The organism is Pseudomonas cannabina (assembly GCF_900100365.1).
GTDB lineage: Bacteria > Pseudomonadota > Gammaproteobacteria > Pseudomonadales > Pseudomonadaceae > Aquipseudomonas > Aquipseudomonas cannabina.
Genome location: NZ_FNKU01000001.1, coordinates 1,076,403 through 1,096,396 on the forward strand (window position 1 = coordinate 1,076,403; position 19,994 = coordinate 1,096,396).

Consider the following 19,994-nt stretch of genomic DNA (forward strand, 5'->3'; position numbering starts at 1 on the left):
GGCAGCGCGGCGCAGGTAAACCATGAAAACTATCCGTATGCGTGCCGAAGTGCTGGCCGGGCTCACCACTTCCTTTGCCTTGGTGCCCGAGTGCATTGCTTTTGCGCTGGTTGCCCATCTCAATCCGCTGATGGGGCTCTACGGCGCGTTCATCATCTGCACACTGACGGCGTTGTTCGGTGGCCGTCCGGGCATGGTCTCGGGTGCAGCCGGTTCGATGGCGGTGGTGATCGTCGCGCTGGTGGTGCAACACGGCGTGCAATATTTGCTGGCGACGGTGCTGCTTGGCGGTTTGATCATGATCCTGTTCGGGCTGTTGCGGCTCGGCAAGCTGGTACGCCTGGTGCCGTATTCAGTGATGCTCGGCTTCGTCAATGGCCTGGCAATCGTGATCGCAATGGCGCAACTGGAGCACTTCAAAGTTGGTGAAGCGTGGCTCAGCGGTACGCCGCTGTACGTGATGCTCGGCCTGGTGGCGCTGACCATGGCAATTGTCTACCTGTTGCCACGCATCACCCGCGTCGCACCACCGGCGCTGGTGGCAATTCTGAGTGTCGGGCTGGCGGTGTACCTGCTCGGCCTGCCGACCCGCACCCTCGGCGACATGGCGCACATCGCCGGCGGCCTGCCGGTCTTCGTCCTGCCGGACATTCCGTGGAGTCTGGAGACGCTGCGCATCATCGCGCCTTACGCCATCCTGATGGCACTGGTCGGCCTGCTGGAAACCCTGCTGACCCTGAACCTCACTGACGAGATCACCGAAACCCGTGGCTACCCGGACCGCGAATGTGTGGCGCTGGGCGCTGCCAACATGGTGTCCGGTGCGTTCGGCGGCATGGGCGGTTGCGCGATGATCGGCCAGACCGTGATCAACCTCAGTTCCGGCGGACGCGGTCGGGTGTCCGGGGTGGTCGCGGGCATGATGATCCTGATGTTCGTGCTGTTCCTGTCGCCGCTGATCGAGCGCATCCCGTTGGCGGCGCTGGTCGGCGTGATGTTTGTGGTTGCCCAGCAGACGTTTGCCTGGGCCTCGCTGCGCGTGCTGCGCAAAGTACCGGTCAACGACGTGCTGGCGATCATTGCCGTGACCGTGGTCACGGTGCTGACCGATCTGGCCACCGCAGTGGTGTTCGGCATTATCATTGCCGCGATCAACTTTGCCTGGCAGCAGGCCCGTGAGCTGTATGCTGACAGCCATATCGAGCCGGACGGCAGCAAAGTTTATCACCTGCACGGCACGCTGTTCTTCGCCTCGACCACACCTTTTCTGGATCAGTTTCAGCCGGCTGAAGACCCGGCGCAGGTGACTCTGGACTGTCGCCACCTGAGCTTTGTCGATTACTCGGCCATTGCTGCGCTGAAAACCTTGCGTGAGCGCTACGCCAAGGCAGGTAAGCATTTGCGGGTGGTGCACCTGTCCGAGCGCTGCAAGCGGCTGCTCAAGCGCGCCGGTGTGCAGCACGCTTGATGGATATTCTCGTATAGGCTCAATCGTGCTCCCTGAACCGAAGGTGTATGCCTGATGGATGTGCTCTCTCCGCTGGATGCTTACGAACGTGCGGTTCAGCGTGGTTTTCAGCCCGACCAGGCGCAGCGGCAGGCTGTGCAGCAGTTGCAGGCGTGCTATCTGGCGCTGGCCGAGTCTCGTGGTCAGGCGCGCGGCGTCTACCTGTGGGGCCCGGTCGGGCGTGGCAAGACCTGGCTGATGGACCGCTTCTTCGACAGCCTGAGCGTGCCAGCCCGACGTCAACATTTTCACCACTTCATGCGTTGGGTCCACAAGCGCATGTTCAAGCTGATCGGCACGCCTCAGCCGCTGACCGTGGTCGCCAAAGAGCTGGCACGCGAAGTTCGGGTGATGTGTTTCGATGAACTGTTCGTGACCGATATTGGCGACGCGGTGATCCTCGGCGGGCTGCTGCAAGTGATGTTCGAACACGGCGTGGTGCTGGTCTGCACCTCCAACCAGCCGCCGGACCAGCTGTACAGCCATGGGCACAATCGCGAGCTCTTCCTGCCTGCCGTCGCTGCTATCCACAAATACATGGATATCGTTGCGGTGGACGGGGGCGAGGATCATCGCCTGCATCCTGGCCAGTTGCATCAGCGCTACTGGATTGCCGAAGCCGGGCAGCCGAGTGCCTTGCAAGGGATATTCGAAGCCTTGAGTGCAGGCCAGCCGGTTCACGATTCGCAGGTCATGCTGGGATATCGCAGTATCAATGTGATGCAGCATTCCGACACGGCAGTGTGGTGCCGTTATCGCGACCTGTGCGAGCAACCGCTGGCGGCCATGGACTTCATTGCCCTGTGTGATCGTTTTTCGGTGATTTTGCTCAGCGAAGTGCCGGTTCTGGGCGCCGCACAGCGCGAAGCGAAGATTGCCCGTGGCACCGAGGATGGCGTCGAGCAGGTGACGGCGGGGGATAGGGAACTGCCGCAGTTGTCGCCCAACGATGATGGCGTGCGGCGTTTCATCGCGCTGGTGGACGAGTGTTACGACCGACGTATCCCGCTGTATGTCGAAGCGCCGGTGCCGATGGACGAGCTTTACACCCAGGGTTATCTGTCATTCGCCTTCCGCCGCACCCTGAGCCCGTTGCAGGAAATGCAGCTGGAGCGCTTCACCGAAACGTGAGGCTCAGCTCGCATCCCGACGGCGCTGGGCCAGCATGTGCTTGGCGCCTTCGATCATCAGCACCACGACCGCCAGCCAGATCGGCAGATAGGTCAGCCATTCATCGCGGCTGATGCTTTCGCCCAGCAGCAAGGCGACCCCCACCAGCAGGATCGGCTCGACATAGCTGAGCAGTCCGAACAGGCTGAACGGCAGCAAGCGGCTGGCGATGATGTAGCTGACCAGCGCCGAGGCGCTGATGACCCCGAGCAACGGAATCAACAGATACAGCAGCGGTGTCTGCTGAATCGCCTGCGGGTGCCCGTTGCTGATGAACCACAGGCCGATGGGCAGCATCAGCAGCATGTCAAACCACAGCCCGCCCAGGTGATCGGTCTTGAGTTTGCGGCGCAACACGAAATACAGCGGGTAGCCACCCGCGACCAGCAGGGTTTCCCAGGAAAAACTGCCCAGCCGTACTATTTCATGGCCGACACCGAGCATGGCGAACCCGGCGGCGACTTTTTGCAGGTACGAGAGGTGTTCGCCATACACCAGACGGCCGGTGAAAATCATGCTCAGGGGCAGCAGGAAGTAACCCAGCGACACCTCCAGACTGCGCCCATGCAGCGGCGCCCACATGAAGATCAGCAACTGCGCGCCGAGCAGCAGTGACGACAGCAGCAGCCCGAAGATCAGCAGCGGCTGCTGCCGCAGTCGGGCAGCCAGCTCGCGAACGCGCCGCCAGTCACCGCTGACCAGCATGAACAGCGTGGCGCACGGCACGGTGAGCAGCATGCGCCAGCCGAAGATCTCCTCGCCATCCAGCGGGGCCATCAGCGAGGTATAGAAATACATGACCCCGAACAGCACGGAAGCCAGAACCGACAGCACGACACCTTTGTACACGACCGCCTCTTGAATCGAGTCTGCCCCGGTAGGGGGCAGGCGGTCGCCATTTTAGTGCGCTGGCGTACAAAAAGCTGTAAGTCCTGCGTCCGCAAGCGCTGTTCTTCGGCGTGCCACTATTTTTGCCTCACACACATCGATAGGCGGACTTGATGCAACCGCAACGGAACGCGCTCCCTTTCAGCGCATCAGAGGTTTTGGATAAACGATCAGCTTTGCTAGGCTGTCGCGCTGGCTGGCGCGATTTTGTCCGGCAATCACAAGGAGCATGCATGACCTCTTTCAGCACCGCAGCCCAGGATGCCAAGGCTCGGGCGGAACAGTCTTCGACGCGTATCGCATTTTTCATTGCTGGTTTCAGTGTGGCGTCATGGGCGCCGCTGGTGCCTTACGTCAAGCAACGGATGGGGCTCGATGAGGGCACGCTGGGCCTGTTGCTGCTGTGCCTTGGCGTGGGCTCGATCATTTCTATGCCGCTGGCGGGCGCGCTGGCCGCGCGGTTCGGGTGTCGGCGCTTGCTGGTCTGTTCAACGCTGTTGATCTGCCTGTGCCTGCCGTTGCTGGCGACGATCTCCAGTCTGCCGTTATTGATCGCCACGCTGTTTCTGTTCGGCGCAAGCATGGGCGGGGTGGATTGCACGGCCAACGTCCAGGCGGTGATTGTCGAGCGCAACAGCGGCAAGACCATGATGTCGGGGTTTCACGGCCTGTTCAGCCTCGGCGGAATCGTCGGCGCAGCCGGGGTTGCTGGCTTGCTCAGCCTCGGCATCTCGCCGTTCTATTCGATGCTGGTGGTGGTCGTGCTGACGCTGGTTGCTTTGGCCAAGGCTGCGCCGAACCTGTTGCCGTACGGCAGCCCATCGGATGGGCCGGCCTTTGCGGTCCCGCGTGGCGTGGTGCTGTTTATCGGGCTGCTGTGCTTCACTGTTTTTCTGGCCGAAGGTGCAATGCTCGACTGGAGCGCGGTGTTCCTCACCTCGTTGCGCGGCGTTGAAGCGTCCTATGCCGGGCTGGGCTACGCGGTGTTCGCCGCAACCATGACCCTGGGTCGACTGTTCGGCGACGCGGTCGTGAAACGGGTTGGCTCCAACCGGGTCATCATTCTGGGTGGCTTGTGTGCAGCGGCCGGTCTGGCCGTCGCTACGCTGATTCCGGTCTGGCAGGCGGCGCTGCTGGGCTATGCGCTGGTGGGCGCGGGTTGTTCGAACATCGTACCGGTCTGCTACAGCGCGGTCGGTCGACAGAAAACCATGCCGGAAAGCGTGGCAATTCCGGCGATCACCACTGTGGGCTACGCCGGGATTCTGATCGGCCCTGCGGCCATTGGTTTCATTGCCCACATCAGCAGCCTTGAACTGGCGTTCATGATCGTTGCCGTGATGTTGCTGGGCGTGGCAAGTGGCGGCAGCAAACTCAGGACCTGATAGACGCTACAACCTGCGTGCCATTCCCGAGACCCGGATCGAGCTGCCCGGTTGCTCCGGGATTTCGGCGCGCAGACGCGACGGGCTGCCCATGTCTTCGCCTTGCAGGATGTCGATCAGCCCGCCGTGCGGCCAGCCGATGTCACGCAGATAGCCGCCCAGCGCAGCTGTGGCGGCACCGGTGGCGGGATCTTCGTAAACCCCGCCGAACGCGAACGGGTTGCGGGTATGAAACATCTGATCGGTTTTTGCCCAGGCCAGCAGAATCGTTGCCCAGCCCTCACGCACCATCAACTCGCGCCCGGCCTGTTGGTCGTAACGCATGGCCTTCAGTGCTGCACGACTGTTCAGCGCCAGAATCAGATGCCCGGCACCGCCGTTGATGTGTGCCGGCGTGATGCGCTGATCCAGATCGCTGGACGTATAGCCGAACAGCGCCAGAGCTTCTTCCAGCAAGTGCGCATTGATTGGCTTGCTGAAGGTGGGCGGCGACTGCAGCGCTGCCGACGTCAGCGAGCCCCGAGCATGTCCTTCCACCGTGATCTGTGCCTGATTGAGCGTCAGATCGTACACGCCGTCGCCGTGTTGCGCGGCCAGCGCTGCACCCAGCGCGATGGTCGCGTGCCCGCAGAACGGCACCTCGGCCAGCGGCGAAAAGTAGCGCACCCGCCAGCCGTTTTCGGTGGGAGCGGCAAAAGCCGTTTCGGAAAAACCGACGTCGGCTGCAATCTGTTGCATGACGGCGGCGTCGGGCAGCGATTCGCCTATCCATACGCCTGCCGGGTTGCCGCCGCGCTCCCCATCGCTGAACGCGGCCAGTTTTATGATTTCAGTGTTCATGGGCCAAGGTCCTTGCCATGGTGGTCAGTGGCGGACAGTGTGCTTTGTAGACGGGGGGATAAGCCAGTGAGAAAGGCGGGAAGGATATGGAAACACTGCTGTCACTTCTGCAAGAAGTGTCTGATCGTCGTAGCGTAGGGAAGCCAGCGGGTGGCTTCAATCTCCTGACGAAAATAATCGTTACGGTCAGCGTCTGACCATGAAGCTATCTCATATAGATCCGCATCGTGCAGGTTGCGGTAGCTGCGCACTGCGTTCGCACGGGCACCTTCAAGCGCTGGATGGTCCAGACTAAACACGCGAATGGTCTCCGTCGCGCAGCTATTCTCGTGATCATTCAGGTTGTTACGGGCGAGTACCTTCCCGGAAGAATGAAAATGCAGGTAATGCTCTGGATCATGTTCGTCAGGTTTGATGAGAAGGCCGGGGTCATAGGCAGGAGCCGAGCGTCGATCCTTGTGATGGCCGCAATGTTGCGGACTGCCACATGCAAGAAAAAGGTTACTCCAGGCAAATGTCAGTTCTGGGTAGTGCGCAGGATTCTTTCGTCGAAAATGCTCGATATGTCCGTCATGAAAAATGGCCCTCTCACAATAAGCGCACCGGACGCCGTACTCAGCTGCGTCTTCTGTCGTAACACCCAAGATGCCTTGCAGCTGCACGAGCGCAAAGCGCAGCTGTTTTTTGCAGGTTCCGCGAAAATCTGACCATGTGTGGGTCAGATGATCGTAGTCGGCGAGGCAGGGCGGGGCATCTACAGACGCTCGATCCAGTTTGAGCACGACAGTCAGCCCTTGCTGTTAGAGTGTTTTTGCAATTTAAACGCCTGAAAGCGGACCAGCCTGTCGGCGTCCAGAAGCACCTGATGCTGCGCTCCATAGAAATCGAGCAGCTTTTTGCGCAATGCCAGGCCGTCGCGATCTTCATGGGTACCGCTCTCGATCTTTGCCATGTATTCGGCGACCCAGCATGCTTCATCGACTGGCGGAATGGGGTTTACACCCATGATGTCATTGAGCGCTACGGCACTTTCAACGCCTTTGACTTCCTGCGGCGGGTATGCAGCTTGCCAGTTTTCGTTGGCGTCCTGAAACACCATGCGTATGCATTCGCGCTTTACCGTCGAAAGTACCTGCGGACTTTGTGTGCTTACAATGAACTGGATCTTCGGGAACGCTTTGCGAAGACTGCCAATTACACGTTGCTGCCAGGCTGGATGCAAATGCAAGTCGACTTCATCGATCAATACGACGCCCGTTGTCTGCAGTGACGCCAATTCCTTGAAATGGCCATTCAGGCGGGAACAACGCAACGCCAGATCAGCAACGAGCGTAATCATGGCGCGCACACCGTCACTGAGAAGGCCAAGTGGCAGGGCCGCGTGATCAGGGTGAGACATGGACAACTCTTCAAACGTCAGACTGTAGTGGAAGTCACTCCAGCCTTCGTCTGCCATCACCTCATTTACTGCATTTCTGATGCCCTGCAAACGTGGTTCAAGGTTGGAATGCTCGTAACCGGCCTGCTGCTTTTGTTGAATGACGGCCAGCGTTGCCTTTCTCATCCATTCCTGTAACTGCGCATAAGTAGAGAACGCGGACAGGCAATCTTCGTAACCGGCAGTACGGCTCTCAGTCAGGACTGCTTTGCTGGACACGTTTTTATGACTGACCCAGAGGCGCCTGGAGCTGTAATAGCGCACAACGGGCAGCGAAATCGCCGAATCGCTACGCAGCATGGACTGGAGTTCTTTTCCCCAGGCAGCCAGTGGATCGGCTTCTTTGGTGGTAGTGCGGCTTTTCGGACCATTAAGCGCTCGCTGCCAACGCTTTGCAGGGTTGGACATTTCTGCACTGATGACCACTGGAAATTGCTGCTCGCTTTCAAACCCTTCACCTACCCGCGCATACCGAGCATCAGTACGCTCGATATGCCTGGACACTCCCTGATCGAACGAGCCGACGAAGGGGCCCAGAGCCGCAACAATGGCTTCCAGAACCGACGTCTTACCTTGGCCATTGCGCGCGGAAATTATCGTCAATTGCGGATCGAATTCGATATCGAACTCGGCAAAGCGGCGATAGTTCTTAAGGCAAAGTCTGGTCAGGTTCATAGGTCTCTTCTGGCTGAACGACGTTCGCACATACTAGCAGCGCAGACGCCTGAACGCCCGCGCAAACCCTTCCGCTCACAGCACCTCACACCTCGACAACCGCCGCTCGACCAGCCGTTCGCGCAAAGTGTCGTAAGCCCAGTTGAATAGCAGGGTGTACGGCAGAAACATGAGCAGCAGGCCGATGTCCAGCAGGAAGGCTTGCAGCAGGCTGATCGACAGCCACCATGCGGCCAGTGGCACCACGACGAGGATGAGTCCGGCTTCGAAGCCCATGGCGTGCAGGATGCGGATCGTCAGGTTCATGGCGAAGCCGAAGCGTTTCCGAAGGCGGTCGAACAGGGCGTTGTAGAGCATGTTCCAGAGCATGGCGACGGTGGAAATCATCACGGTCATGAGGCCCATCATGGCCAGTGAGTGGTCCATCAGCCAGGCGAGCAGCGGCGCGACCAGCAGCACCCCGCCGATCTCGAACAGGGCGGCATGCAGTGCGCGTTCGCGAAGGGTTTTAGGCGCCACGGCTGGGGATGATTCAGCGTGCAGTGTGTGTTGACTCATGATCGGGCTGTCCTTGATGTTCATTCATGGCAGCATTGTCATCGGTGTTTGCGTTAATCTGAAAATCACTACCATCGGTAAAGCCGATAAGAGACCGTCATGAGTTATTCCCCCGAAGCGCTGGAAGCGTTTGTGCAGATTGCCGCACTGGGTTCGTTCAGCGCTGCCGCACGCCGCCTGGGCAAAAGCCAGTCGACCATCAGTGAAGCGATTGCCCGCCTGGAGATTGACCTAGGGCTGGAGCTGTTCGATCGTTCGTCGCGGCAACCGGTGTTGACCGAAGCGGGGAGGGCCATGCTCGGTCGTGTCGACGATCTGCTGTGCGCTTCCGACCGGCTGCGCCGTGCTGCTGCGCGCCTGTCAGCGGGTGTCGAGCCGCGGCTGACGCTGGTGTTGTCCGATGCCAATCAGTTTGCGGATTTCGAGCGGCTGATGACCGAGCTGGACCAGCGTTTTCCGGAGCTGGAAATGGAGTGCGTATTTGCCGAGCACGGTGATGCGATCAATCTGGTGCAATCGGGCCGGGCTTCGCTGGGTCTGTTGTCGGCGCAAGCCAGTTACCCGCCGGAGATCGGCCATGCGACCATCGATGAAAGTGCCGATTTCGGTCTGTTCGTCTCGCACAAGCATCCGCTTGCTGCGCTGGAACGGGTCGATTACCAGCAACTGGCGCGCTACCGCGCGTTGCGCCTCAACACACTGGTCGAACACAGCATTCCTACCGATGACCTGCCGACCAGCGGCCACCGGCACTGGTCGGCACCGAATTATCTGTTGCTGATGGACATGGCGGCGTTCGGTTTTGGCTGGTCGGCATTGCCGCGCTGGCTGGTGTCGCGGTACTCGGGCGGATTGTTGAAGGAGCTGAACGTTTCCGGCTGGCCGCGACGTTCTGCAGTGGACATCATCTGGTCGTTTCAGCGCAGTCTTGGGCCGGCAGGCGCCTGGTTGCTGGACTCGCTGGTGCCGTTTGCGGGGGAGTGAGGCTGCTCTGCAATCGCGACGCTCCCGCAATTGCGCTATAAAAGAGTCTTCTCGCACCGACCGCACAGGATCTGCGCATGGCATTCGATTGGCACTCTGACCTGATCACACGTGACACGCCGGTGGATGCCCACTATCGGAATACGCAGAACGTACGGCGCTTCCTGCTCGAACAGTGCGGCCCGCTGTTCAGGTTCGATCGGGCCTTCATGGCGTGGATCAAAAACGCCGAGCCCAAAGACATGGGCCAGGTTGCAGACGAGTGGCTGAGGATTCGGGCGCAGGCTTCAGCGGTGGACTAAGGCCGGACCTGCGCGCCGTTAAATGTACATGCCGACTGATCTCAGCGCGTGGGCGGTGCCTGGAACTCGCCTTTGGACAAGCCTTGCACGTCGTTGCCCATACTGTCGCGGATGCTCAGGTCGGCGCCCTTGTCGGTCAACGCCTTGAGCACCTCAGTGCGTTTGAAAAGGGCCGCATACATGGCTGCGGTCTGTCCGGCATTGTTGGTCAGGTTCGCGCCGCAGTCGGCTTGCACCAGACGCTTGGCGATACTCAGTTCACCCTTGAAGATTGCGCCCATCAACGCAGTATTGCCGCGGTTGTCCTTGGCGCAGGGATCTGCGCCGGCATCGATCAGGCGAATCACCGAGTCTTCGTGGCCATGGTAGGCGGCCAGAATCAGGCCGGTGTAGCCCTGCGGGTCTCGTACGTTGAGGTCGTAATGAGCGTCGATGAAGGTGTCGAGCATCTGGTTGTTGCCTTCACGAGAGGCATCGAAGAACAGAGTGCGCAGCTGGCTGGCGGTCTGTTCAGGGGTAAGTTCTGGAGTAAGTTCCGGAGGTGGCGAAGGTTGCGCTGCGCTGGCAGCTGCGGCAATCAGCAGCAAACCGTAGATGAGGTTTTTCACGGCGTTCTCCTGGCTTGAACCGCCCCGACGCACCAGGCGCCGGGGCGGGACGTCAGCTCATCAGTCTTTGAGGCTGGCAGCCAGCGACTTGACTTTGGCCAGGTCGCCTTTGGCCACTTCGGTTACCCGAGTGCCGTAGGTAGGGTCGGCTTTGTAGAGGAACGACAGCATGATGTTTTTGCTTTCGGTATCGGTGTCGGCCAGCGACTCGCCGAAGCTCTGCACCAGATCAGTCTGCTCTTTCGCGTTGTAAGAACGGTACAGATCGCCCGCTTGCTTGAAGTTCTGCTCGCGCGTGATCTTCGCCTGCTGGGTGGTGCCACTGATCGGCAGTTCGCTGTAACGCGCCTTGTCATCGGATGGACGCGGTTCCAGACGGCTTGGCTCGTAGTTCACGCCGCTGGTGGTGTGGCCGCTGTTCATCGCGCCGTCCTGGTTGCCGTTGTTCACGGCCACTTTAGGCTGGTTGACCGGCAGGCTCAGGCCGTTGGCGCCAAGACGGTACATCTGGGTGTCGGCATAAGAGAACACACGACCCTGCAACAGGCGGTCCTCGGAAGGTTCGATACCGGGTACCAGGTTGGCCGGGGCCATGGCGACCTGTTCGGTTTCCTGGAAGAAGTTGTCGACGTTCTTGTTCAGCACCATCTGGCCGATTTTCTTCTCCGGCACGTCAGGCCAGATCTTGGTGGCATCCAGAGGATCGAATTCGAACTTGGCAAGGTCTTCAGGCTTCAGGACCTGGATGTACAGATCCCATTTCGGGAAGTCGCCTTTCTTGATCGCGCCGACCAGATCATTGGTCAGATGGCTGTAGTCCTTGGACTGAACCTGAGCGACTTCTTTCGGGTCGAGGTTCTTGATGCCTTGCAGCGTCTTCCAGTGGAATTTGACGTAGTGCACTTCGCCTTTGGCGTTGACCAGTTTGTAGGCGTGAACACCGTTGCCGTCCATGAAGCGATAGCCTGCTGGCGTACCTTCGTTGGAATACAACAGGGTCAGCGTACGAGTGGCTTCCGGAACATGGGAGAAGAAGTCAAAGCGACGCGAATCGTTGTCGAGGTTAGTGCGCGGGTCAGGCTTGAACGCGTGGACCATGTCCGGGAACTTGATGGCGTCGCGGATGAAGAAGGTCGGGAAGTTGTTGCCCACCAGATCCCAGTTGCCGTCAGCCGTATAGAATTTGGTGGCAAAACCGTGAGGGTCGCGCAGGGTTTCAGGCGAATGGTTGCCATGCACCACGGAAGAAAAACGCACGAAAACCGGTGTTTTCTCGCCTGATTTGAAGACCGTAGCCTTGCTCAGGTCGCTGATGTCGGCCGATGCAGTGAATTCGCCTTTGACGCCAGTGCCTCGCGCGTGAACCACACGCTCCGGGATGCGCTCACGATCGAACCGCTGCAGTTTTTGCAGCAATTGCACGTCTTGCAGCAGGACTGGCCCTTGGGCGCCTGCGGTCTGGGAATTCTGGTTATCGCCGACTTCGGCTCCATTGTCGCGAGTCAGGGTGTCGGCTGCGTAGGCGGCCGGCATGCTGATAAGGCCGACTGCAGTTAAACGAACCATGTGTCTGGACCAGTTTAATAACGGCATTTTGAATCCCTCATATTTTTTTAGTAAGCGGAGTGATCTTAGGCGGGCGAGGGAAAAACTGTGATTATAAAAATGCATCGGGTTGATTGATAAAAATGCGCTCAAGCGCCTGGAAAGTCGTTGCCTTTTCGCTGGAAAAGTTTAAGTAGCGATCAGTCAGGATCATGGCAAAGAGCCGCCTTGCACCGCTGTTAGTTCTCTATCTCTATGAATAAAAAAGGATTTATATTGAATGTCGCCTCTAATCAGAAACCTGATTTCTTGTGCCTATAAAGATTACATAATAATGATTATCAACTTTTCTTGCGGCCAATCGTTCGCCAGGCCAGTGATGTTATATGGAACGAACGTACTGATTACTGCCTGAAAAAGCAATGCCGTGATGGCTATTTGATGGTTGCTTAGGGAGGCGCTGATTTATTCGATTTTTCGTCCCTGCAACGCTCTGGAGGCCTTGATTTATCTGGGGGCAACAGCTGGGTTTTAGAATAAATCAGCGTCTCCTTAGATGGATGCGTGTCAAGTTGGAACGTGAGCAATCAGGGCAATACCGAATCGGCGTTGTGCTTCCGATAGCGTTATCATGCTTTTTGCGCCTGAACAGGCAAACCTCATATTGCGGAGTCCGCCTTCCCATGTCCACCGTCATGCTGCTCCAAACCCCGCCACCGGAGTTCATCCGCAGCCAGATTCAGCAAATGGTCGTCGATTATGTTACCGACATCAGTCTGGTCGCGATTGTGCCGAGCAATCCGCTGTACAACCTTTATCAGTATGGTGTGGGCTATGAGGTGCATCTATATCTGAATGCCATGGACGGGTCGCAAGACCTGACCGTCGAACTGATCGTGGCGCTGGACGATGACGACCCGGAAATCGTCTCGGGTTTTCTGCTGTACCTGCCCGTGCAGAACGACCCGCAAGCGTGCGCCGTGGCTTACATGGCGGTACGCGAAAGCCAGCGTCGGCAAGGTATTGCACGCGCGATGCTGGAGAAAATGGTCGCTCGTTATCCGCATGCCGAGTTGTATTGCACCGTCGACAAAGTGCCTTGCTTTGAAGCGTTGGGTTTTCAGGTGCAGGGCGCACGCGGGCCGCAGGTGATCATGAACACCAGAGACCACGGCACGGACGGCTTGCTGGCGGTCATGGACATCGCGCCCATCTACAGCTCGGTGGAGGTGCGGCAGATCCATGCCTACTTGCTCAAGCAGCATGGCGAGCAGGCGATGCTCGACGCGGAGAAACAGCGCGATCGCCATCTTGACGAACTGACGCGCCAGGCCAAGGCGTACGCCGAGGGGCGTCTCGGCAATGTGGCAACCAAGACGTTTCGGTTGCATTGACGGCAGGAGTCGAGCAGTAAGCGTCGAGCGCGGCGAACTGCGCTTCATTCTCATCTGCTAGTCGCAATTTTCGATTTGTCAAAGTTATTTTCAAATAACTTCGGGGTGTGGCTGAACGATCGATTTGGGGTGAAGTCATTATGATATCACTGCTGTTTGAAAAATCCTTTCAGCGCCCATGTCAGCCTTCATCACCCTCGGGTAAGCCTCATGAATCTCCTGCGTCAGTTAACGTTTTCGACCAAGCTTCTCTCGGCGTTCATCGCGTGCGCACTGATCACGCTGGCCGTTGGCGGCCTGGGTATGGTGGGTGTTACACGGCTGGCCGATGCGCTGGAGCGTACGTTCTCCAATAACCTGGTTTCTGTGAGCAACACCAACGAGACACTCACCAGCCTCACGGCGCATAACCGTGGCCTTTACCGCCTGCTGGACGCGCAGGACGGCGGCGTGCCCGAGACTGACAAGGAGCGTGTCCGTCAGGCGCTGGGCGATGACCTGGCGCGAGCGCAGAAAGTATTCGCGATCTACCGTGCAACGCCCCTGGAAGACGACGAACGCGTGGCGGGTGACCAGTTGGAGCAAATGCTGCCTGCTTACATCGCCGGCACCCAGCAAGTGGTCGAGTTGATGAGGGCTGGCGATTACGAAAACGCTCGCAACCGTTTGAACTCGCTGTCCTCGGAAGGCTTCGCCAAGGCGCGTGGTTACTTGCGGACCATGATCGAATCCAATAATCGTCAGATCAAGGAAGGGGCGGCGGCCGCTGCCGAACTCAAGTCCACCTCGGTGTCGATGCTGGAGGCGGGCGTGGTGATTGCCTTTCTGGTGGCGATCATGCTGGGCGTGTTGATCACTCGCATGATTACCCGGCCACTGGCCGTCGCGGTCGAGAGCGCTCGACGCATTGCCGGTGGTGACCTGACTCAGCCGATCGTTTCCACCAGCGGCGACGAGGCAGGGCAACTGCTCGATGCGTTGTCGGGTATGCAGACCGGTCTGAAAAACACCATTCTGCAGATCGCCAGTGCCGCTGACCAGTTGGCCTCCGCAGCCGAAGAACTGAGCGCGGTGACTGATGAAAGCACGCGCGGACTGACTCGCCAGAATGACGAAATCCAGCAAGCGGCCACTGCGGTGAACCAGATGACTGCCGCGGTCGAGGAAGTGGCGCGCAATGCGGTGTCCACGTCGGAAGCGTCCAAGGCTGCCACTGATGATGCCATCGACGGGCGCGGTCAGGTGGATCACACGGTCAAAGGCATCACGACCATGGTGCAGGAAATCACCCAGTCCACCGGTGCCGTTTCCGAGCTGGCCGGGCATGTGCGGGAAATCAGCAAGGTGCTGGACGTGATTCGCAGCATTGCCGAGCAGACCAATCTGCTGGCGCTCAACGCTGCCATCGAGGCAGCACGTGCCGGCGAGCAGGGGCGCGGTTTCGCGGTGGTGGCCGATGAAGTCCGCGCACTGGCTCACCGTACCCAGGCGTCGACTGTGGAAATCGAAGGCATGATCAGCACGGTGCAGTCCGGTGCCGACGGCGCCGTGGCGGCGATGGGTAAAAGTCTGTCGCTGGCGACCAACACTCAGGATCTGGCGCTACGTGCCGGTGCGGCGCTGGAAAAAATAACCCAAGGCGTGGCAACCATTAACGATCGCAACCTGGTCATCGCCTCTGCCTCCGAAGAGCAGGCTCAGGTAGCGCGTGAAGTGGACCGTAACCTGATCAACATTCAGGACCTCTCCACCCAGAGCGCGGCGGGTGCCAATCAGACCAGCGCTTCCAGCCAGGAACTGTCCCGTCTTGCAACATCCTTCAATACACTGGTTGCCAATTTCAAGCTTTGAGCCGGGCTTGCCGGGCGCTGGTCAGGCGCGATGGCGCACGTGAGCGGACGATGGCGTTCGTCGCGCGATGAAAAAGGCGTTGCGCTTGACCGGGTGATTTCGCGCATCATAGGCGTCATCAGCCCGAGAGAGACTTTTCATGCCTGTCATTGCATCCGTTCTGCGCCTTTCATTACTGTCACTGGGAATGATGTGTGCCAACGCTGTGTTGGCCAGTGAAGAGACGCAACTGGTCGACTCCCTCAACGCCTACCGGGGACAGGCGCAACGCTGTGGCGAGCAGGTCTCCATGGAGTTGCCGCCCCTTGCGCCCGATCCGCGACTGGTCCTGCCTGCCAACGGCAATCTGGACCTGCAGCAGTCGCTGGCCCGGGCGGCCTATCCGATGGTCACCGTACAAGCGATCAGCCTGTCCGGGCCGCGCGATTCGGCAGCGGCCATGAAAGCCGTTCAGGAAAGCTTCTGCCAAGTGGTGCTGGACCCGCAATTCGTCGATGTCGGTGTCAGCCGGGAAGGGCGCGACTGGCGCATCGTGCTGGCGCGCTCGCTGGTGGCCTCGCGGCTGGGCGACTGGCAGGCAGAAGGGCAGAAGATTCTGCAGATGGTCAACACCGCCCGCACTCAGGCGCGCCAGTGCGGTCCGCAATCCTACGCGGCCACCACGCCGCTGGCCTGGAACCAGGCCCTGGGCAGCGCAGCGCAAAGTCATTCGCAGGCCATGGCCAACAATAACTTCTTCGACCATAAGGATCGTGAGGGGCGCATGCCGGGTGATCGCGCCGAGCTGGCCGGGTATGCCGGCCAGCAGGTCGGTGAGAATATTGCCGCTGGCCAGGACACCGCCCGCAAGGTGGTTGATGGCTGGCTGGCCAGCCCCGGTCATTGCGCCAACCTGATGAACCCCGGTTTTCGCGAACTGGGCGCGGCTTATGCGATGGACCCGAAAAGCGATGCGGGCATCTACTGGACAGCGATGTTTGGAACGCAGCAGCAGTGAAGGGTTAGAAGCGGAACGCCTGGCGGCCAATCAATAGCCACTGGCCGTTCTGTTTCTGCCAGATCTGGAAGTTTTCGATTTCGGTCGGCACCACTTTGCCGCTGTTCACGGCTTGCGCCGAGAAGTGATTGCGAACCATCGCGACGTCGCCCGATAGCGTGATGTTCTGATTGAGCATTTTCAGCTCATTGAATGCGCTTTTGCCGGTTTCGATGTCGGCGATAAAAGCCTGTTTGTCCTGGATCGTGCCGCTTGAGTGGCCGTAGGTGAGGTTATCCGCAGTCAGCGCCTTGAGTTGCGTTATATCCTTGTGCCACATGGCCTGAGTCAGCTTGTCGACCGCCTGGGCCACGTCGGCCTCATCGGAGGGTGCGGCAGCGGCGTAGCCCGTGAACAGGCACAGCAAGCCTATCAGCAGTGTCAGCTTTTTCATGATCGTCCCTTTTTCTTGTCATTGTAGGTGTTGGCATTGTGGGATGCCTGAGCACACTCGAACAGACGCATATTTCATCTGTTGTCGTACAACTTAGAGGAGGGACGTCGATCTGACAAGCAGGTGTGCCGGAAAGCAGGCTTTCCGGCACGTGGCGGTTACACGCGGAACTGTTTGGTCAGGCGATTCAAGCCAGAAGCCAGCGTCGACAATTCGGCAGTGGCGATAGCGGTCTGATTCGATCCTTCGGATGTCTGGCTGGACAAGTCGCGGATGCTGACCAGACTTCTGTCGACCTCACGAGCGACCTGAGCCTGCTCCTCGGCAGCGGTCGCGATCATCAGGTTGCGCTCGTTGATCTGGCTGATGGAGTTGGTGATCTCAAGCAGTGCCTTGCCAGCGCCGTTGGCCATTTCCAGGGTTTTGTGTGCCTGCACGCTGGTTTGCTCCATCGCCGTCACCGCATTGCCGGTGCCGGTCTGAATCGAGCCGACCATCTGTTCGATTTCCCGGGTCGATTGCTGAGTGCGGTGCGCCAGTGCCCGGACTTCATCCGCAACCACGGCGAAGCCTCGCCCGGCTTCCCCGGCGCGCGCAGCTTCAATCGCCGCGTTGAGCGCCAATAGGTTGGTCTGCTCGGCAATGGCGCGAATCACATCCAGAACCTTGCTGATGTCGGTGGCCATGACGGCCAGACCTTGCACTTCGGTGGACGTGATCTGCACCTTGGAGACCATCAGATTGATTGCTGTAACCGTTTCATCCACTTGCGCACGCCCGGCCATGGCCGCCGCACTGGATTGCGAGGTCACTTCCGAGGCCGATGCGGCGTTACTGGCCACTTCTTCAACCGCAGCGCTCATCTGATTGACGGCGGTTGCAGCCATCTCGATCTCGTTGCTCTGACGCTGAATGGTGCGGGAGGCGTCTTCGGTCACTGCATGCATTTCTTCCGAGGTGGCGGCCAATTGCGTGGAGGAGTCGCCAATCAAGGTCAGGGCACTGCGCAGGTTAGTTTGCATGGCCGCGAGTGCAGCAATCAGTTTCGCCGCTTCATCGGTGCCATTCTCTGGAATGTCCTTGCTCAGGTCATTGCCGGCAATGCGTTGCGCGATGCTCAGCGACTCGCCAATCGGCCCGGTCAGGCTGCGGGTGTACAGCCAGGCGAGGAGCAGGGTGGTGATGACACCCACTGCGATGAAAATACCCACCAGCCACAAGGTTTGCTGATAGGCAGTGTCTGCGGCATCACCGGCTTTTTCAGCTTTACCGTCGTTGATCGCAATCAGTTTCTTGAGGGTGTTTTCGACCTGATCGGCCGAATTTTTCATTTCGCCGTTGGATATTAGTACTGCAGCTTCAAGGTTACCTGCGGCAACCAGGGCCAGATAGCGATCCTGTGTCACCTGGTAATCGCCATTGGCTTTAGTAAGCTCGCCGAAGGCTTCGCGTCCTTGCGGGGTCACGATCAACTTGCCCAGTGCATCAGAAAAGCCTGCGATCAGCGAGCGTGACTGCTGGATGTCGTTGAGCGCCTTGGTCTTTCGATCCTGCGGTTCGATCGGGTTTCGTACGCGAGCATTATTACCCCGGATAGTCACGAACTCGCGATCCATCGAAGCGAGCAGTTTCACGCTCGGCAGCACATTGTTTTCGATAAATTTTTCCGCAGCGTTGAGTTCAGCCGCTTGACGCAAAGCAAGCAGTCCCAAGGCAATGATCATCAGGCAGAAGACACCGAAACAAAGTGCCGAACGTGGGGCCAGGTTGAGTTTTCGCAGGATCATGGATATTTCTCCGGAGGGGGCAAAATGCTATCGCCCTCAAACGGATTAACTTGGCTGTAAAAGAGTGACCAAATGTTTCAGGGTGGTTGCAAAATCAGATTCCGCACCTGTAGCTATTGGGTGCAATCCTCTGAATCAACGTTTTTCCATACCCGCCATGAAGGTATCCACTGCACGCTCGACCATGGCGCGGATCTGCTCGATGCTCAGCGGCATGGGCGCCTGCTGGTACAGGCGAATGTCGGTCTCTGCAGTCAACAACGAGGTAAGCTGCAGCGCTGCAATGTGCGGATCAGTGTCACGCAACTGTCCCTGTTGCATGGCCAGGGTCATCAGCGAGGTCACCGTCTGGAGGCACTCTCTGGGGCCTGAGTCATAGAACATCATGCCGATGTCCGAGTGCCCTGATTCAGCGACCACCATGCGATAGACGGCAAGTGCCTTGTCATCATTGATAAGCACCATAAGCATACGCTCACCGAACCGGGTGAACAGCGTCCTTAAGTCGATCTCCGTATCTTCGCGAATCGCCAGCTCGGAGACTGCGTCGGCGAGGTGCGCTGTCGCAAGCCTGTTGACCACCGCAATGAACAGTTCTTCCTTGGAAGGGAAGTAGCTGTAGATCGTTGCTTTAGAGCCGCCCATGCGTTTGGTGACTTCATTCATCGAAGCGCGCTCGTAGCCCATTTCAAGAAAGACGCTTGCAGCCGCATCGATAATGGCTTCGCGGCGAGCTTCAGTACGCACCTTCATTGATATCCTCAATCCCTTAGTGAACCGTTCGGTACAGTAATCACAAAATTCTCTAGACTGGAACTGAACCGTTCGGTACGATTTCAGCCGGTTGCGTGGAGCTTACTGGAAAAGGAGGCCCAGATAAATGCCGATAGAGGGATGCTCCTTTAATTCTGCCAATTGACACGTGTTCAACGATGGAGTGAACAGGTCCATGAACATCATCGATTTCAAGAAACCCGTTAAAAGCTCCCTTCGTGGAAATACGTCAGCAGCACCGGTGCTCGAGAAAGTACTGACCGTGATCCTGAAAACCGACGTTCCTGTGCTCATGGGCATCTGCAGCGATGGTTTGCGCAGTAACAGCCTGATCCTGGGCGGTGAGTTCCACGGCGAGTTCATCAGCGGTACGGTACTTTCCGGCGGCAGTAACTCGCTTGTCGAGTTGTCATCCGAACTCGCCTTTCTGGACACTCGTTTTACGCTCATTACCCGACTGGGCGAACTGATCAACGTTGAAAGCAGGGGCGTGTTGTGCATGGATGAAGCCGGGCAGCAAGAACTGCAGAACGGCGTCTGGCCAATCAGCGAAGGCCATTATCAATGCACGTGTACGCCTCGCTTTCGGGTTTCCCTGGGCCCTAAGGAGGCGCTGATTTATTCGATTTTTCGTCCCTGCAACGCTCTGGAGGCCTTGATTTATCTGGGGGCAACAGCTGGGTTTTAGAATAAATCAGCGTCTCCCTAATGAATGGCTGGAAAAAAGCGCCTTCATCGGCAAGATCGACTACATCCATGCCAATGAAACCTTGATCAGCTTTTATAGAATGAAGTGCTGATTCCAGCAATGGCAAACAGTGCGCGCCTGAACTCATCGTTCAGGCGCTGAAGCCGGCC

General features: G+C 58.5%; 17 protein-coding genes and 3 pseudogenes. 10 read left to right on the forward strand and 10 right to left on the reverse strand.

What is annotated here, in order from left to right:
* The first annotated feature begins 22 nt into the window (after positions 1-22).
* Complete coding sequence (locus BLT55_RS05110; protein ID WP_055001925.1) at positions 23-1,468, forward strand: SulP family inorganic anion transporter; 1,446 nt, start codon at positions 23-25, stop codon at positions 1,466-1,468.
* Between the two features lie 54 nt (positions 1,469-1,522).
* Entirely contained in the window at positions 1,523-2,638 is a 1,116-nt protein-coding gene (gene zapE / locus BLT55_RS05115) for a cell division protein ZapE (RefSeq protein WP_055001924.1), read from the forward strand.
* A 3-nt stretch (positions 2,639-2,641) separates the two neighbouring features.
* Here zapE and rarD read toward each other — a convergent pair whose 3' ends face one another.
* Positions 2,642-3,526, reverse strand: coding sequence for an EamA family transporter RarD (gene rarD / locus BLT55_RS05120; RefSeq protein ID WP_055001923.1), 885 nt, complete (start codon positions 3,524-3,526; stop codon positions 2,642-2,644).
* 272 nt (positions 3,527-3,798) lie between these two features.
* Between rarD and BLT55_RS05125 the strand changes: the two genes are divergently transcribed.
* Complete coding sequence (locus BLT55_RS05125) at positions 3,799-4,950, forward strand: MFS transporter (RefSeq protein WP_055001922.1); 1,152 nt, start codon at positions 3,799-3,801, stop codon at positions 4,948-4,950.
* Positions 4,951-4,956: 6 nt separating this feature from the next.
* Here BLT55_RS05125 and BLT55_RS05130 read toward each other — a convergent pair whose 3' ends face one another.
* From BLT55_RS05130 to BLT55_RS05145, 4 genes are all read right to left on the reverse strand, one after another.
* Positions 4,957-5,790, reverse strand: coding sequence for a PhzF family phenazine biosynthesis protein (locus BLT55_RS05130; RefSeq protein WP_055001921.1), 834 nt, complete (start codon positions 5,788-5,790; stop codon positions 4,957-4,959).
* A 101-nt stretch (positions 5,791-5,891) separates the two neighbouring features.
* Positions 5,892-6,572: a retron system putative HNH endonuclease gene (locus BLT55_RS05135; protein ID WP_082438216.1), complete on the reverse strand. Its 681-nt coding sequence runs from the start codon at positions 6,570-6,572 to the stop codon at positions 5,892-5,894.
* Between the two features lie 5 nt (positions 6,573-6,577).
* Entirely contained in the window at positions 6,578-7,903 is a 1,326-nt protein-coding gene (locus BLT55_RS05140) for an AAA family ATPase (protein ID WP_055001920.1), read from the reverse strand.
* Between the two features lie 75 nt (positions 7,904-7,978).
* Positions 7,979-8,461, reverse strand: a complete 483-nt coding sequence (locus tag BLT55_RS05145) for a multidrug/biocide efflux PACE transporter (RefSeq protein WP_080378190.1) — start codon at positions 8,459-8,461, stop codon at positions 7,979-7,981.
* Positions 8,462-8,560: 99 nt separating this feature from the next.
* Here BLT55_RS05145 and BLT55_RS05150 point away from each other — a divergent pair, with 99 nt between their 5' ends.
* Together BLT55_RS05150 and BLT55_RS05155 are read left to right on the forward strand one after the other, a co-directional pair.
* The gene (locus BLT55_RS05150; protein ID WP_007251206.1) at positions 8,561-9,445 is read left to right on the forward strand and encodes a LysR family transcriptional regulator; all 885 of its coding nucleotides are present in this window, start codon (positions 8,561-8,563) and stop codon (positions 9,443-9,445) included.
* Positions 9,446-9,522: 77 nt separating this feature from the next.
* Positions 9,523-9,747, forward strand: coding sequence for a DUF6434 domain-containing protein (locus BLT55_RS05155; protein WP_055001919.1), 225 nt, complete (start codon positions 9,523-9,525; stop codon positions 9,745-9,747).
* A 41-nt stretch (positions 9,748-9,788) separates the two neighbouring features.
* Here BLT55_RS05155 and BLT55_RS05160 read toward each other — a convergent pair whose 3' ends face one another.
* On the reverse strand, positions 9,789-10,355 hold the full coding sequence (locus tag BLT55_RS05160; protein ID WP_055001918.1) for an ankyrin repeat domain-containing protein: 567 nt from the start codon (positions 10,353-10,355) through the stop codon (positions 9,789-9,791).
* A 60-nt stretch (positions 10,356-10,415) separates the two neighbouring features.
* Positions 10,416-11,921 carry a catalase KatB gene (katB, locus tag BLT55_RS05165; RefSeq protein WP_055001917.1) on the reverse strand — a complete coding sequence of 502 codons (1,506 nt, stop codon included), beginning with the start codon at positions 11,919-11,921 and terminating at the stop codon, positions 10,416-10,418.
* Positions 11,922-12,583: 662 nt separating this feature from the next.
* Between katB and BLT55_RS05170 the strand changes: the two genes are divergently transcribed.
* The 4 genes and pseudogenes from BLT55_RS05170 (at position 12,584) to BLT55_RS05180 (ending at position 16,142) form a co-directional block, all read left to right on the forward strand.
* Positions 12,584-13,294: a GNAT family N-acetyltransferase gene (locus tag BLT55_RS05170; RefSeq protein WP_055001916.1), complete on the forward strand. Its 711-nt coding sequence runs from the start codon at positions 12,584-12,586 to the stop codon at positions 13,292-13,294.
* 210 nt (positions 13,295-13,504) lie between these two features.
* Positions 13,505-14,287 (forward strand): annotated as a pseudogene (locus BLT55_RS34660) (MCP four helix bundle domain-containing protein); the annotation flags it as partial.
* Positions 14,288-14,548: 261 nt separating this feature from the next.
* Positions 14,549-15,145: pseudogene (locus tag BLT55_RS34665) on the forward strand (methyl-accepting chemotaxis protein); the annotation flags it as partial.
* A 139-nt stretch (positions 15,146-15,284) separates the two neighbouring features.
* The gene (locus tag BLT55_RS05180) at positions 15,285-16,142 is read left to right on the forward strand and encodes a CAP domain-containing protein (protein WP_055001914.1); all 858 of its coding nucleotides are present in this window, start codon (positions 15,285-15,287) and stop codon (positions 16,140-16,142) included.
* 4 nt (positions 16,143-16,146) lie between these two features.
* On the opposite strand, the gene BLT55_RS05185 is transcribed toward BLT55_RS05180, so the two are convergent.
* From BLT55_RS05185 to BLT55_RS05195, 3 genes are all read right to left on the reverse strand, one after another.
* A complete protein-coding gene (locus tag BLT55_RS05185; RefSeq protein WP_055001913.1) occupies positions 16,147-16,575 on the reverse strand; it encodes a nuclear transport factor 2 family protein in 429 nt (142 codons plus the stop codon).
* A 158-nt stretch (positions 16,576-16,733) separates the two neighbouring features.
* The gene (locus BLT55_RS05190; RefSeq protein ID WP_055001912.1) at positions 16,734-18,362 is read right to left on the reverse strand and encodes a methyl-accepting chemotaxis protein; all 1,629 of its coding nucleotides are present in this window, start codon (positions 18,360-18,362) and stop codon (positions 16,734-16,736) included.
* A gap of 135 nt (positions 18,363-18,497) precedes the next feature.
* Positions 18,498-19,115, reverse strand: coding sequence for a TetR/AcrR family transcriptional regulator (locus BLT55_RS05195; RefSeq protein WP_055001911.1), 618 nt, complete (start codon positions 19,113-19,115; stop codon positions 18,498-18,500).
* A 196-nt stretch (positions 19,116-19,311) separates the two neighbouring features.
* Between BLT55_RS05195 and BLT55_RS05200 the strand changes: the two are divergent.
* A pseudogene (locus BLT55_RS05200) lies at positions 19,312-19,936 on the forward strand (DUF3237 domain-containing protein).
* Positions 19,937-19,994 lie beyond the last annotated feature (58 nt).

What these genes read in the sequence shown, in the direction of transcription:
- BLT55_RS05145 (WP_080378190.1), bottom strand. Translation starts at nt 8,461, where the DNA reads ATGAGTCAACACACACTGCACGCTGAATCATCCCCAGCCGTGGCGCCT.
- BLT55_RS05140 (WP_055001920.1), bottom strand. Translation starts at nt 7,903, where the DNA reads ATGAACCTGACCAGACTTTGCCTTAAGAACTATCGCCGCTTTGCCGAG.
- BLT55_RS05170 (WP_055001916.1), top strand. Translation starts at nt 12,584, where the DNA reads ATGTCCACCGTCATGCTGCTCCAAACCCCGCCACCGGAGTTCATCCGC.
- BLT55_RS05150 (WP_007251206.1), top strand. Translation starts at nt 8,561, where the DNA reads ATGAGTTATTCCCCCGAAGCGCTGGAAGCGTTTGTGCAGATTGCCGCA.
- BLT55_RS05180 (WP_055001914.1), top strand. Translation starts at nt 15,285, where the DNA reads ATGCCTGTCATTGCATCCGTTCTGCGCCTTTCATTACTGTCACTGGGA.
- BLT55_RS05155 (WP_055001919.1), top strand. Translation starts at nt 9,523, where the DNA reads ATGGCATTCGATTGGCACTCTGACCTGATCACACGTGACACGCCGGTG.
- zapE (WP_055001924.1), top strand. Translation starts at nt 1,523, where the DNA reads ATGGATGTGCTCTCTCCGCTGGATGCTTACGAACGTGCGGTTCAGCGT.
- BLT55_RS05130 (WP_055001921.1), bottom strand. Translation starts at nt 5,790, where the DNA reads ATGAACACTGAAATCATAAAACTGGCCGCGTTCAGCGATGGGGAGCGC.
- BLT55_RS05185 (WP_055001913.1), bottom strand. Translation starts at nt 16,575, where the DNA reads ATGAAAAAGCTGACACTGCTGATAGGCTTGCTGTGCCTGTTCACGGGC.
- BLT55_RS05195 (WP_055001911.1), bottom strand. Translation starts at nt 19,115, where the DNA reads ATGAAGGTGCGTACTGAAGCTCGCCGCGAAGCCATTATCGATGCGGCT.
- katB (WP_055001917.1), bottom strand. Translation starts at nt 11,921, where the DNA reads ATGGTTCGTTTAACTGCAGTCGGCCTTATCAGCATGCCGGCCGCCTAC.
- BLT55_RS05125 (WP_055001922.1), top strand. Translation starts at nt 3,799, where the DNA reads ATGACCTCTTTCAGCACCGCAGCCCAGGATGCCAAGGCTCGGGCGGAA.
- BLT55_RS05190 (WP_055001912.1), bottom strand. Translation starts at nt 18,362, where the DNA reads ATGATCCTGCGAAAACTCAACCTGGCCCCACGTTCGGCACTTTGTTTC.
- BLT55_RS05110 (WP_055001925.1), top strand. Translation starts at nt 23, where the DNA reads ATGAAAACTATCCGTATGCGTGCCGAAGTGCTGGCCGGGCTCACCACT.